We start from the raw sequence: 14,505 nt of genomic DNA, 5'->3' as shown, positions 1-14,505 counted from the left end.
TTTTGAGGCGTTATTGGGCCAACCGTCCGGAGAGTAGTCATGGATCGCTTCGTTTGTGATTGCGTCGTCATCGGCGCTGGTTACAGTGGCTTGGCCGCCGCGACCAGGCTGCGGGCGCTAGGCGTCAATGCGATTCTCATCGAGGCTCGCGATCGGGTGGGAGGACGGACGCTCGAACTGCCCGTCGCCAAAATGCCTCGGCTCGAGCTCGGCGGGCAGTACATCAACGATGCGCAAGTGCGCGTGAATCAACTCGTTCGCGAGGTCGGCCTTCAGGCCGTGCCCGCTTGGACAGAGGGGGATTCATTTCTTTGCGTGGGCGATCGCGTGGCCCGGTATACGGGCACGCCCGCGAAGTGCCTTACCGAAAAGCTGAACTACCCGGCCGAAGTCGGCGCCGAGATTGAGCGAACGCTCGATGAATTGAATCGTCTGTTCCCACTCGTCTCCGCTGCAGAGCCGTGGGTTGGCGGCGACGCGGAGAATTGGGACGCAATCACCTTCCAGAGTTGGCTGGAAACGCGCGTGCAGTCCGACATGGGCCGTGAGTTCTTCAAGTTCCTCACCAACCAGGCGTACTCGACCGAGCCTGGCCAAGTCTCGCTGCTGCAGATGCTGTGGTTCATCCAAACCAGCCACGGGCTGCCGCCCTGGGCGATTGGTGGCGCCCAGGCGAATCGAGTCGCCGGCGGAACGCAACTCGTGGCCCAGCGACTCGCGGAGCGGCTTGGCGACGCGCTGCACCTCAACCAAGCGGTTCAGGCTATCGTGCAAACGGAAGCGGGCGTCTGCGTCGAGACTGGCGAACGCGATTACTTCGCACAAACGGCGATCGTCTGTTTGCCGCCGCAACTGGTGCCGGGGCTGATCTTCAGCCCGCCGTTGCCGCCCGATCTCTATCGCGCGTTTGCCGCCATGCAGACGGGCAACACGATGAAAGTGCAGGCGGTCTACGATCGCCCCTTCTGGCGCGACAACGGGTTGTCGGGGAACGGCATTAATTGGGACGGGCCGCAGACGTTCACCTATGACAATACGCTCGGCGACGGTCCGGGCGTGCTGCTCGGGTTTCTGACAGCGCGTCGTGCGACGGAAGCATTGCGTCTGCCGCTGCATGAGCGGAAGCAAGCAGTGCTTCAAGCGTGGGCCGATGTGTTCGGGCCCGAGGCCTTGGAGCCGATCGACTACATCGAACACGACTGGACTGCCGACCAGTTCACGCGCGGCGGCTACGGCTGCCATTTTCCGCCTGGCGCCTGGTGCGAGTTCGGGGCGGCGTTCGGCGGCGAGTCGATGCCGCGGTTCCAGAACGTCTGGTGGGCGGCGTCTGATCTTGCCAAGGACTGGAATGGTTACTTGGAAGGGGCGCTGTTCGCGGGCGAGCAGGCTGCTGAGGAAGTGGCGGCGTCGTTGACCTGTGCTGCGGTCGGTTAGTCTGCGGCAAGAATTGCTGACCGTATCGGCCCTGGAGGGGCCGAGTAGCGTCGCCAGGGGAGCGAGTCCCTGGTTCTTGGTTGGAGCAGCTGTCCCAGCCCCGTGAAGGGCGGCACTGCTCGTGATCACAATTTCGAGTGGTGTCGCCCCTCGCGGGGCTTTCGCTCGCTACGATGCTTCGAACCAGGGGCTGGCGCCCCTGGCTACATCATGCCGCCCCCTCTGGGGGCTAGCGACCGAAACATCATCCTGCGAGTTACCAGGCCATTCTCGGTCGTCCTGTTGGGATCTGCCCTCTACTCTCCTGCCAAAGGGACACCTTCCCTCGGCTCCCCCTGTCCCGGCCTTTTTTAACGCCGGGCGTGACGCTTTGAGCGGCTTCCGGCCCTCCATTCTTGGAGACGTGCGCGCCGGGGAAGCACTGCTGGGCGAAGTCCCATTCCCAGCGGAGTTGTTCGTCCGGTGGAGGCGAGGTCCGCTGGCGTTTTTTCGGCGTTTTTCACCTGTCCAACCCGTGCGATCTGCACAACGGGACATTTTGGGCGTCTGGGAAACGAGTTCGGACGCTGGAGCACGCCGATTTGTTGTGGGCCCGGAAATCCGTACTTAGGATGGAAATTGGTCCCGCCGGCGTTGACGGGTTTTGCCAGCGGGAAAAAATCTCCCATCGCTCGTCTCGTAGATCCGGAACAGGCATCGACGAACTTCCCCGCCCAGGCGGGGGCATCGACTCAGGCAACTATGAAGAAGCATCGCTCGCAGATCAGCCGCCGTGAACGTCGGCGTCGCCACGCTCAATCTCTTCGTCAGCAAGGCATTCGCGCGTTGGGGGTTGAATCGCTCGAATCGCGTTATGCGCTGTCGAGCGTGCCGATTCTGGTCGATCTCAATCCCACCGGTGCGTCGACGCCGACGGACTTCACGGAGATGAACGGCGTCACCTACTTCGTCGCCAGCAACGGGACGAACGGGCGCGAGCTGTGGAAGACCGACGGCACGCCCCAAGGGACGTCGATGCTTGTCGACATCAACGTCGGCGCGGGGGCTTCGAATCCGACGAATCTCGTGAACGTCAACGGCGTCCTCTACTTCGCCGCAAACGACGGTACGAACGGCGTCGAACTGTGGCGGACCGACGGAACCGTTATCGGTACGAAGATGGTGAAGGACGTCTTCACCGGGACTTATGCGGCGGGCTATCAGACGCTGCCGAACTCGTCGCTGCCTTCGCAGCTGACCAACGTCGACGGCAAGCTGTTCTTCACGGCGCGCAACGGCGTCACGGGCGTCGAGCTGTGGACTTCCGACGGCACTGCCGCGGGGACGACGCTCGTTCGCAATATCTTTGCGGACTCTGGCGCGACGCCTTCGTCTGCGAATCCGTTGCAATTGACTAACTACAACGGTGAGCTTTATTTCACCGCCGACGACGGCGTCCATGGTCGTGAGTTATGGAAGTCGAACGGGACCGAAGTCGGCACCGTGATGGTGAAGGACATCCGCACCGGCACGTACGAATATACGCCGAGCGGCGGCGGGGCGGCGCAGACCCGCCCTGCTCCGTCGAATCCCGGGCTCTTACGCGTGATGAACGGCACGCTTTACTTTGTTGCCAACGACGGAACGCACGGAGCCGAGCTGTGGAAGACGGACGGCTCCGAGGCGGGCACTTCGCTGGTGAAAGACATCCGCGCGGGCGCCGACAGCCCCTTCACGACTTCCAGCGTTATCGAAGTCGTCGGCAATTTGCTCATGTTTACCGCGAACGACGGGACGCATGGCGACGAACTCTGGAAGAGCGACGGCACCGAAGCTGGAACGGCGCTAGTGAAAGACATCACGCCGGGAGCGACTGGCAACCTGTCGTACTTTGCCGGCTTCGAAGTGATTGACGGCGTCCTCTACTTCGGCGCCGACAATACCGTCAACGGCAAAGAGCTGTGGAAGTCGGACGGCACCGAAGCCGGCACGGTGATGGTTGCCGACGTCTCGCCCGGTACGGGGGCGTCGTCGAGCTTCCCGATCTACATGACACAGGTGAACGGAACGCTCTACTTCTCGGCTTACACGACGGCGACGGGCCGCGAACTCTGGCAGTACACTCCCGCCGGGGGTGCGAAGATCGTCGCGGATCTTGCCACTGGCGCCAACTCGCTTGACCCGAACGCCCTCACCGAGGTGAACGGCAAATTGATGTTCTCGGGCGTCGTCTCGAGCGGGCGCGAGCTTTTCACGCTAGTCGAAGCGGAGCAGTACCAGCTTTCGATTTACGTCGACGGTGTCGCCGTGACGATTCCCTCGACGGTCGGCGTCAAGGAGAACGGCGCTACGGCGTGGAGCTTCACGTCGTCGCAAGGGGGGAAGGTCAACTACACCGGAGGCGCAGGAACGACGCTGGGGCAATTCTTCGACGTGTGGCGGACCGACGCCGGGATCGCGGGGAACAATGCGAACGCAATGTTCAGCGCGACGCAGATCCTCGGCAACGTCGCCACAGTTCAAAAGACGGTGCAGATGTTCGTCAATGGCCAAGTAGTTCGCGATTTTGAGAACTACCATGTGCAGGCGGGCGACGACGTCGTCATCATCTATGGAGCCAATCCCGTCGTCTCGCTGAATACGACGTATGGAACAATTCTGATCGAACTGTACGACGGCGACGCGCCGATCACAGTCGCGAACTTCCTCAACTACATCAACGACGGCGATTACCTCAATTCGCTGTTTCATCGGGCCGACAGCGATTTCGTGATTCAAGGCGGTGGATTCACGACGTCGTCCACGACGTATTCGGGCTCCGGCACTTCGCAGTTCACGGAGGTTCCGACCGACCCGCAGATTCAGAACGAGTTCAAGCTATCAAACGTGCGCGGCACGATCGCGATGGCGAAGCTCGGCGGGCAAGTCAACAGCGCGACGAGTCAGTTCTTCATCAACTTGAGCGACTCGAACAAATTCCTCGATCTCCCGGAGAACAATTCGTTCACCGTCTTCGGCAAGATTTTGTCGATGGCGACCGTCGACGCGATCGCGAGCTTGCCGATCAATTCCAGCAATGCAGCGCCGTTCAATGAATTGCCGGTCGGCGCCGACGGGAAACTGGCGGTGGTGCAGTCGATCGAAGGGCTCGGCGACGTCTCGGGCGTGCGGTTCGTCGATCTCAACGGCAACGGGACGCAAGATTCCGGTGAAGAGGGCTTGGCCGGCGCCGTGATCTACGTCGACGCCAACAACAACGGCGCCCGCGACGATGGAGAAATTTTCACCTTTACCGACGACGACGGCAAGTATCGCCTGCAACTTGAGCCGGGAACGTACACGATCCGCATGGTCGCGTCGGCTCAGGGGCAGCAGACGCTGCCGGCGGAAGGCGCTGCTTACACCGTAACGGTTGAGATCGGCGTTGAACTCAACAATCGTAACTTCGGCGAGTCGATCATCCTGGCGCCTACCGGCGTGACGCTCGCGGCGGCTAGCGATACGGGCAATTCCAACAGCGATCACATCACCGCGCTTAATAACTCGAGCGGTCGCCAGCTAACGTTCGTCGTGAGCGGCGTCGCTCCTGGCGGCGAAGTCCGGCTGTACGCGGGCGATACACTGATCGGCTCGGCGGTGGCCACGGGATCGACGGTCACGATCGTCACCAATGGAAGCGTCACGCTGACGGATGGGGTGCACCAAATCACCGCTCGGCAGACGTTGAGCGGTTCCGAAAGCGGCGCCAGCGCTGCGCTGACGGTTGCGATTGACACGACGGCGCCGGCTCCGATTTCGACGACGCCTGGCGCTACCGTCGCGTTTGGCGACACGTACGAGTACGATCCGGCAAGCACCAGTGAAGGAGTCGATGGCGCTACGTACACGTTGCTGAACGCTCCCGCGGGGATGACGATCAATGCGGCGACGGGCGCGATCCAATGGACGCCGACCGCTCAGCAGGCGATGACGCACCAATTTGTGATCCGCCTGGGCGATATTGCGGGCAATGTGGCGCTGCAGACTGTCGTCCTCACGGTGACAGGCGATATTGCCGTGCTACCCGATAATTACACGGTCGCCGAGGATGGGACGCTGACAGTCCCGGCGGCAACCGGCGTTCTCGGCAACGACGGCAGCGGGGAGACGTTGACGGCAGTATTGGTGAGCGAGCCAGCCCATGGGACGTTGACGCTTAACGACGATGGTTCGTTCACTTACACGCCTGACCCCGATTTCTTCGGAACCGATACGTTCACTTACAAAGCCCAGAATGGAGCCATTGAAGGGAATATCGCGACGGTGACCATCAACGTCACCGCCGTGTCGGACCCGCCTGTCGGCGTCGCAGATAGCTACACGACCAACGAAGACACGCCGCTGACTGTTCCGGTCGCGGACGGCGTTTTGAAGAACGACAGTGATCCGGACGAAGAGACCCTCACCGTAACAGTCGACACGAACCCAGCGCATGGCACGCTGGCGCTCAATCCGGACGGTTCGTTCGTCTACACCCCTGCGGGGAACTACAACGGGACCGACACCTTCACATACCGCATCTCCGACGGCACGAACACTTCGGACCCGATTACTGTCACGATCAACGTCACGGCGGTGAACGATGCGCCCACCGGCGTCGCGGATCAGTACACAGTGAATGAAGAGACGACGCTCACCGTCGATGTGGCGAACGGCGTGCTGAAGAACGATACCGATCCTGAAGGGGACGCCATGACCGTGGTCGTGGCGGAGAACCCCGCCTCGGGCACGCTGACGCTCAATTCCAACGGTTCGTTCACCTACGTGCCAGCGGCAAACTTCCAGGGAACCGTGACGTTCAAGTACCGTGTGAAAGACGCTACCGGCCAATCGGAGCCGGTAACGGTGACGATCAACGTCGTCAATTCGAACGACGCGCCGACGGCAACTGCTGATTCGAAGACAGTGGCCAATGACGGCACGACTCAAACCGTCGACGTCCTAGCAAACGACACCGATCCCGACGGCGACGACTTGAAGGTCACCGCGGTAACGCAAGGTTCCCAGGGCGGCGTGGTCGCGATCGGCACGAACGGAGCGAACGTTACCTACAAGCCGGCAAGCGGTTTCACCGGAACGGAAACCTTTACTTACACGATCACTGACGAAGGGGGAGTGACGAAGACTGCCACCGTGACGATGACGGTCACGGCTGCGACGTCGACGGGCGTCATTTCCGGATTCGTTTACTTCGACGCCGACAATGACGGCGTGAAAGACACGGGCGAAACGGGCGTTCCTGGCGTGCTTGTCACGCTTACCAGCACGAGCAGCGGAACGAACGTCACGCGAACGGCGATCACGAAAAACGACGGCAGCTATTCGTTCACCGCGTTGCCCGCAGGAACCTACAAAGTCGTTGAATCCCAGCCGGCGGCGATGAACGACGGCATCGAGAAGAGCGCCGATACGGGAGCGACGATCACGAACGACTCGATCGCGAACATCGTGCTGACGGCCGCTGAAACGGCCGCTAACAACAATTTCGGCGAACGATTGCTGAAGCCGGAGCATACCTCGATCCGGTGGTTCTTCGCTTCTAGCTACGCCAGCAACGACTTCTTTCGGCAAGTGATCGCACGGGGCGAAGACGCCGCCGGCAACGACGAGCTCGCCACCGCGATCCGCAACGGCGATACGACGTTTACGCCGAGCAGCGCGAGTGCGGCTGACGCATCGTCGGCCGCGTTGCTCGCCGAGGAAGAGGCGTCAAACGTCGCTGAAGATAGCTCAGACGAGTCGCTCGCGGGGCTCGCCTTCGCGTCGCTTGCCGCCGCCGATGATGAGTCGGACGAGAGCGACGTTGTCGCGGAACCGATTTCGGACGATTCGGACGCAGGTGATGCTGGCGCCGACGAAGTCCCGTTGTCGTTGCACGAGGAGCCGGCAAGCGGAGATCTCATCGACGCGGCCAATGAGTCGACGGACGGCGAGATTGACGCGATCGACGCGGCGTTTGCCGAGTTGCAGAGCGGGCTCGCGGCCTAGGCCGTGATGGGCCGTTCGGCTTAGAAGCGAGACTCAAGGCCGACGCTGATTCCCTGCGTCCAGAAGCTTGATTTTTCGCCGGGGAACGCCGGTCGGGCTAAACCGCTCAGGCTGCCGGGCGGGATTTGCGACACATTGACCGCGAGGTCAATCTGTTCGCCGGCGCGTTCGACGTGGCTCAGCAAGAACCAAGTGTAGCCAATAGTGAATGACATGTTGCTGGTCAGCTTGCGGCGTGCACGGAGTCCGAACTCCCATGCAGAACTGACGTAGCCTTCGCGATGAACGCCGAGATTGGTCGTCTGCGTGAGCAGGCCGCCGGCGTTCGTCGTGGTGACGTTGTTCAGCGTCGTGGCCGTTTCGCCAGTGATGTTGGTTCGGCTGGCTACGCCGCCGATCGACCCCTTGCCGTAGACGTCGCCGGTCCAGTTGTCGCTGAGCTGCTCGTGCGCCGCTAGCCCGAGGAGCGCTCCGTGGAACGCGTTCGACGAGTCGAACGCGTCGTAGAGATTGATGCTTGTTCCCTGCGTGATGCCGGAGAGTGACAGCGTCGAATCGCGGATGGTGATGTTCTCGTCGAGCTGCGCAAATTGGTATCCGAACAGCCAATCAATTTTGTAACGGCCCGAGTTGATCGCACGTCGGCGGTACTCGACCGACGCGGCGTGAAAGTTCATCTGCGCGGCGATATCGACCGTGCCGGTGACAAGATTCGGATAGGCGACGAGCCGCGCGTCGCCCGCTTCGTCTTCCACGTTGTAGAAGGGACGCGCGATGATGCCGTTCTGAGCCGGGTCAACGTGGTAGCCGGACGAGCCTTGGCCGATGAAAAAGTACGTGGCGGCGATCGAGTCGAGCTGTTCCGAATCGAGCCAATAGCCGAACTCAAACCGTGCGCCGGAGCGGACGTCGTCGTTGAAGTGCGATTCGCCTTTGAGGAGCGTCGTCGAGGAGCCGTCCAAGACGCCCGCCTGGCCCGATGCGGTCCCAATCGGGCTGGTACTGACGAGGGCCGGGACGTACATCCCCTCGGTTCCCCACAGCAGGTACTCGGCGGTGAACCAAAAGCGCGAGTTCAGCGGCGCGAGGCTGCAGCCGTCGGTGCATTCAGGAGATTCAGAGAATTCCTGAACGAGCGTTTCGTCGTAGTAATCCGTCGGCTCCATTGTGTCGGCCGCGGCCGGTGCGGCGTTGCTCGCAGCTTCTAGCGGCGCGTCGAGGGGTTCCTCAAGCGAGAGTGTCTGAACGACCTCTTCCTCGTCGGCGTCGATTGGCACGTCGCTACCGTACGCGCGGCCGCCGATGGCGGTCGCCGCGAAGGCGAGCATCAGCAGGCGGATTATCGACGGCGAAAGTCGCGACATGCCGTTGCGTGGAGAAAAGTGATCGGACCGAGACCAGCGGCGAAGGAGGCTTCGCCCCGATCATTATCGAGCGCTCGGATCGCGATCATTAAACTTTATGCAGTCGGAGTAGCTTGCCCGGCAGGAAAAGTCGCTGCCTCGGTCGCGTGAGATGCTAGCGTCGCCGGCATGTCGGCAAAATCGCCTCCGGGAGCGGCCGGCGAAGAGCGCCGAAGGCGCTTAACGGTAGCCGGCCGCTCACTCGGCGGGGGCGTCGCTCGAAGCGGCGGTCGCTTGCCGCAGCGAGATGGGGGGCACGCCGAAGCGGCGCTTGAACGCGCTGCTGAATGCCGATACCGACTCGTAACCGACCTGGGCGGCAATCCGCTTCACCGGGACGTCGGTCAGTTCGAGCAGTTCAGCCGCCTTCTGCATGCGAATCTCGGTGACATATTGCAGCGGCGGCTGGCCGACGACGGTGCGAAACCGATCGGCGAACGCGGAACGCGAGAGGCCCGATTCGCGAGCCATCGAATGGACGGTCCAATCGCGGTGCGGCGAGGCGTGCACCAATCGCATCACCGGACCGAGGCAAGCGTCGAATGTCGCCTGATAAGCGCCCCTAGCTGCAGGCGCCTGAGCGGCTTCGGGGCCATCACTGGACGCGAGATAGTCGCGTAGCAGTTCGATCAACAACGACTGCAGAAAGCGGCTCGCCACCGCCATGCTGCCTGGAGCGTGCGAAGTCGCTTGAGTCGACAGCCAGCTTAGCAGCGCTGAGTCGCGAAGCGGGCCGGGAGAATGGCAACCGGCGGACGAAATGCAAGGCGGCAGCAGGCCGGCGAGCGGTAGTCCGACGGCGCTGGCGTCGAAGCGGGCGGTGAGCAGCGTCGGCGGCGATTCACGGTGTTCGTGGGGCAGGCCGGGCGTTGTCGTTGAGGCTCGCAGCGTTCCGTGAGCTGACAACAGCGCCAGTCCGCCAGGCTTGAGTTGCAGGCGCGAACCTTCGGCCGATTCAACATCGAGCGATCCGCTGAGAACGAGCGCGATTGCCGTGGCGCCAGCTTCAACCAAGACGACTGAATCCAGCGCGAGCGTCGTTGTTTCGCAACGCCAGTTGAGGAAATGGAGCCGCGCCAAGAACTCGCTGAGCGGATCGCCGCCGCCAGCACTGCGGCACGGCGCTAAATGAGCTGCGGAAGACCGCAGGGGCGGATCAAGCGCAGCAGGAGCGTGCAGCCGGAAAGGCGTCGGCGGATTGGCGCCTTGCGGCTCGGCGAATGTGGTTTGGGCGCGGCTCACTATCTAGCAAGATCGAAAAATGGTTCTCGCGCAACGCTGCAAGCGTGGAAATATTTAGAAGTAACTCCGCCAACAGGTTTTTGGCGTCGGGGATTACTAAATTGTCAGCGAATTCGACGGATGCGATGAGATTTCGGCTTGTCCCACATGTGGCCGGTGATCGCGCCTGACCGATAGTTAGCCGAGGAGTTTTCTCTTCTGACCCCTGTTCTGGTCTTCCGTAAGGAGAGCGCGTCATGGCTGGAATCGGCAGCGTCGGCTCGACGCCGAATTTGTTCTCGTACCTGAAAACCTCGTCCGAAGGGGCAACGGAGAGCGCGTTGCCGGAGATGCCGGCAGTTGACGTCGAGTCGCTGCGGCAAGGGGCGCTGGAAGACCGTCTCGATCAGGCGCTCTCAGCAGCGGGCGTCGATGAGGAAACTGCCAACGCGCTGAAGAGCGATTTGCAGGAAGCGTTCGACAAGGCCAAATCGGAGGGGAAGCTATCGGATCCCGAGTCGATGAAGTCGACGATCGACGAGATCTTCGCCGAGCATGGTCTCGACGCCAAAGAGATTCTAGGCGGGAAGTTCGGGCCACAGACCTTGAATGAGGCCGTTGGCCCGCCGAAGGAAGGCGAAGATAGCCGCAAGACGTTGCTTGATTTACTCAACCGCATGGCGAAAGAGGGCAGCAGCTCCGCGGACCTCTCCGAACTGCTACTCGATGCTGTGAAGGGATTCGACCAAACGGCTTGAGTTTGAGTTGCGTCTCGGTGCTCCGCTCAGTTGCCCGCACTGCGACTCGATTTCGAAGGAGGCTTGCCGTCACGGCGTCAGCCACGGAGAATCGGGGATTCAACGCGTGGCAGACACTTGGAGAGCTGAATCGTGACGACCTCTATCGGAAACATTATCGCCGACTCGCTGCAACTAGGCCTGAGCAAAACGAAAGGCCTACTCGTCGGCGTCACGGAAGAGATGTTCGCAAGACTGGCGTCCCCAGGCGGCGTGGTGGTCAAGTCGAACCACGCTTCGTTCGTGCTCGGGCACCTCGCGATCTACCCGGCGCGGATTGTCGAACAGCTTGCCGGCGATGCGGCGGCGTTGAAGTTGCCGGAAAGCTTCGTCGAAGTCTACTCGCCGACGGCGAAATGCCTCGACGACCCTGAAGGGACGATCTATCCGCCGATGCAAGAAGTCGTCGACCGGTTCTTCGCCGGCTACGAAGCGGCGCTGGGGCAGTTTCGCCAGAGCGACGACGAGCTGTTTCTGCGGCCGAACCCCACGGGCGGTCGATCGACGGAACTCTTCCCAACCATCGGATCGATGCACGCGTTCTACGCGGGCGGCCACATCATGCTGCACTTGGGGCAGCTGAGCGCCTGGCGGCGCATGTCGGGCCTAGGCGAAGCCTGATCCCGCGTTCAATTTTGCTGGCAATCGGCATGCGAATCGGTTACGTTCGGGCCTGACTTTTCCGCAATCAGGCCAAGCAGGGGCGTTCCGTCGCAAGCTCGATGACCGTTAGTTGGAAGCTGCATAACGCGATGGGCCCCGGTCTCGTCGGCAAAGAGCCAGGGACCGATCACCCGCCGATTTCGCTGGAGCGAATGCTCGATCTCACTCGCGACGCCGGGGTGGGGACTCGTCGCTTCGACGGGGTCGATCTCTCGCTTTACATGCCGCATGTCGACATGGATGCGGACGACGGCGCGTTTCAGGCGTTGGTCGACGCTCTGAAATCACGCGGCTTGGTCTGCGGATCGGTGGTCGCGCCTGTTTGGGGCGATCTCGGCGGCGGCAGTGCGATGGGCGATGCCGAGCAGCGCAAACGCTTTCTAGCTGCGGTTGAAAAGTCGTGTCGCTACGCGAGTCGCTTGCGCGAGGCGGGCGTGCGGCCGTATGGCGCCGTGCGGATCGACTCGGCAGATAATCCCACGCGCTGGGCGGAAAGCCCGCGCGAGAACTCGCGGCGGATTGCCGATACCTTTCGCGAAGCGGGCCGGATTGCCGACGGCTTCGGCGAGGTCCTCGCGGCCGAGGGCGAAATCTGCTGGGCGGGGATGCACTCGTGGCGTCACATGGCCGAGTTGTTGGAAGCAATCTATCGGCCGGGGCTCGTTGGGTTTCAAGCCGATCTGGCCCACACCTACCTCTACATGCTCGGATACAACGCGCCGGAGCACCGCCTGTTGAATCGCGACTACTCGGTCGACGAGTTCTGGGAAGCCTACGGCGCCATGACGCGAGCGCTCGGGCCTTGGACGCTCGACGTTCACATCGCGCAGAGCGACGGCACGGTGTTCGGCAGCGGCGCGCACGACAAGACGGGCCGGCATTGCCGAGCCGACGATCCGCGCGGCAAGTTGAACGTCGCGAAGTGCGCCCGTTACTGGCTACTCGACGGCGATGGCGTGCCGCGACCAGCGATCAAGCACATCTGCTGGGACGGTTGCATGATTTCAAACGAGGCGCTCGAAGCGCCAGCGACTTGGGACAAAATTTTAGCGCTGATGGTCGAGGTTTCCGAGAGCACGGCTGCCGTGGCCAAACGAGGCTAGGCCTTGATCGTTGGTTCGCGGCGACACGCTTACTTATCTTCACTTATCGATGCCCTGATGGCGGGGCACGGCCGCCTTCAACTGTTATGTCGACGAATACCCTCCCCTTTCGATTCGGCAACGAGTGCTACACGTGGTTCATGAGCGGCGCGGGGGCCACGCATGCGAACCGACTAGAGCACATGGTTGAGATCACTGCCCGCGCTGGCATGACGGGCATCGAGCCGATTCACTTCTGGATGGGCGATTTGGCCGAGCCACGGCGGCTCGCTGAGGCATTGCAAAAGCATCAGGTGCAGTTGGCTGCCATTGCGTTGGTGTTGGAATGGAACCACCCAGCGGAGACCGAGCACGAACGAGCCGAGGCAGATCGCGTGATCGATCTGCTAGCGCAGTTCCCAGGCGCCCTGCTCTGCACTGTGCAGCTGCCAACCAGCCGCGATGATTTGTCGCAACGGCGAAAGAACCTCGCGGCGAATCTCAACGCCGTGTCGCGTCGCGCCGCGGATCGCGGAGTAAACGCCTCTTTCCACCCGAACTCGCCGCCGACGTCGATCAATCGCACCGCCGAAGATTACGACGTCATCCTCAACGGCCTTGATTCGCAGGCGACGGGGTGGACCCCCGACGTGGGGCACATCATCAACGGTAGTATGGATCCGCTCGCCACGATGCAGCAGTGGCAGCCGCTGATTAATCACGTCCATTTCAAGGATTGGGACGGCCAACCGGAGTTCGCGCTGATGGGCGCCGGCAGAGTCGACCTCATCGGCGTCACGAAATGGCTGAACTCCTGGAACTACGGCGGTTGGATCATTTGCGAAGATGAAGCGGAGCAAGCGGTTGACGATCCCGAAGGCGTGACGCTGCATGATGGCCGCTGGATTCGTGAAACGCTCATTCCCGCGATCGCTTGAACGACTGGCGATCGAGAGTAAGTCATGCCCATCTAGCTTGGAACGATTACGATGCCTCATGTCGAAACCAACGGAATCAAGCTCTACTACGAAGAAGTAGGCGCCGGTCCGCCGCTCGTCTGCATCATGGGCATCACGGGGCCGGGGAGCGTTTGGTCCAACCATACAGCGATTTGGAGCAAGCACTTTCGCTGCATCCTGGTCGACAACCGCGGCGTCGGACAAAGCGACATGCCGCCGGGACCGTATTCGTCGGCAATGATGGCCGACGATTACGCCGGCCTCATGGACGCATTGCAGATCGATCGCGCTCGCGTGATCGGCTGCTCGATGGGGAGCGCTATCGCCCAGCAACTCGCCATTCGCCATCCACAACGGGTGGAGAGCCTAGTGCTGATGTGCCCGTGGGCGCGGTGCGATCGCTACGCCCGCGATGTGTTTGAGCATCTGCGCGTTGCCAAAGCGAAGCTGACGGCAGCCGAGTTCGTGCGCTACCTGCAACTCCTCATCTTCACGAAACCTTACTGGGACAGCGACGCCGGCTACCAGACGTTGTTAGACGGCCGCCTGCTGGCGAGCGAAGACCCGGCGCCGCAGCCGCTGTATGCCCTCGAAGCGCAAGCGGATGCCTGCGTGACCCATGATGTGCTGGCCGACCTCGGCCTTATCGGCTGCCGAACGCTAGTCATTGGCGGCAAGGACGATATTTTCACGCCGCAGTGGATGGCTGAAGAGGTCGCCGCAGCGATTCCGAGCTGCGAACTTCATCTTTACGCCGACGCGGGGCATGCCTTCCACTGGGAGCAGATCGAAGACTTCAATCCGCGCATCGCAAAGTGGTTCGCGGAACGCTAGCACTAGTTCCTCCGAGCAATTCTGCCGCGGAAAATCAGCGTCGACGGCTCTGCTAGCAATTGCTACTCTCCGCCCGCTTGTTGCGCGTGTCGCAACGTCATGCGGA

At 61.8% G+C, this 14,505-nt stretch carries 9 protein-coding genes; 7 read left to right on the top strand and 2 right to left on the bottom strand.

Annotation, left to right across the window (positions count from 1 at the left end):
- The first annotated feature begins 39 nt into the window (after positions 1-39).
- Positions 40-1,434, top strand: a complete 1,395-nt coding sequence (locus PLANPX_RS17560) for a flavin monoamine oxidase family protein (RefSeq protein ID WP_152099987.1) — start codon at positions 40-42, stop codon at positions 1,432-1,434.
- A gap of 741 nt (positions 1,435-2,175) precedes the next feature.
- Entirely contained in the window at positions 2,176-7,440 is a 5,265-nt protein-coding gene (locus tag PLANPX_RS17555) for an ELWxxDGT repeat protein (RefSeq protein WP_152099986.1), read from the top strand.
- A gap of 20 nt (positions 7,441-7,460) precedes the next feature.
- On the opposite strand, the gene PLANPX_RS17550 is transcribed toward PLANPX_RS17555, so the two are convergent.
- Together PLANPX_RS17550 and PLANPX_RS17545 are read right to left on the bottom strand one after the other, a co-directional pair.
- The gene (locus PLANPX_RS17550) at positions 7,461-8,804 is read right to left on the bottom strand and encodes a BBP7 family outer membrane beta-barrel protein (protein WP_152099985.1); all 1,344 of its coding nucleotides are present in this window, start codon (positions 8,802-8,804) and stop codon (positions 7,461-7,463) included.
- Between the two features lie 237 nt (positions 8,805-9,041).
- A complete protein-coding gene (locus PLANPX_RS17545; protein ID WP_152099984.1) occupies positions 9,042-10,085 on the bottom strand; it encodes an AraC family transcriptional regulator in 1,044 nt (347 codons plus the stop codon).
- Between the two features lie 236 nt (positions 10,086-10,321).
- Here PLANPX_RS17545 and PLANPX_RS17540 point away from each other — a divergent pair, with 236 nt between their 5' ends.
- The 5 genes from PLANPX_RS17540 to PLANPX_RS17520 all read left to right on the top strand — a co-directional run bounded on the left by PLANPX_RS17540 (position 10,322) and on the right by PLANPX_RS17520 (position 14,399).
- Positions 10,322-10,822 carry a hypothetical protein gene (locus PLANPX_RS17540; protein ID WP_152099983.1) on the top strand — a complete coding sequence of 167 codons (501 nt, stop codon included), beginning with the start codon at positions 10,322-10,324 and terminating at the stop codon, positions 10,820-10,822.
- A gap of 132 nt (positions 10,823-10,954) precedes the next feature.
- Positions 10,955-11,482: a DinB family protein gene (locus PLANPX_RS17535; protein ID WP_232536161.1), complete on the top strand. Its 528-nt coding sequence runs from the start codon at positions 10,955-10,957 to the stop codon at positions 11,480-11,482.
- 101 nt (positions 11,483-11,583) lie between these two features.
- Entirely contained in the window at positions 11,584-12,627 is a 1,044-nt protein-coding gene (locus PLANPX_RS17530) for a TIM barrel protein (RefSeq protein ID WP_152099982.1), read from the top strand.
- An 86-nt stretch (positions 12,628-12,713) separates the two neighbouring features.
- The gene (locus tag PLANPX_RS17525; RefSeq protein WP_198421758.1) at positions 12,714-13,544 is read left to right on the top strand and encodes a sugar phosphate isomerase/epimerase family protein; all 831 of its coding nucleotides are present in this window, start codon (positions 12,714-12,716) and stop codon (positions 13,542-13,544) included.
- Positions 13,545-13,595: 51 nt separating this feature from the next.
- Entirely contained in the window at positions 13,596-14,399 is an 804-nt protein-coding gene (locus PLANPX_RS17520; RefSeq protein ID WP_152099981.1) for an alpha/beta fold hydrolase, read from the top strand.
- Positions 14,400-14,505 lie beyond the last annotated feature (106 nt).

The sequence above is a fragment of the Lacipirellula parvula genome (assembly GCF_009177095.1).
Lineage (GTDB): Bacteria > Planctomycetota > Planctomycetia > Pirellulales > Lacipirellulaceae > Lacipirellula > Lacipirellula parvula.
The sequence above is the reverse complement of the archived record's forward strand: the minus strand, read 5'-3'. Positions and strand labels throughout refer to the sequence as shown.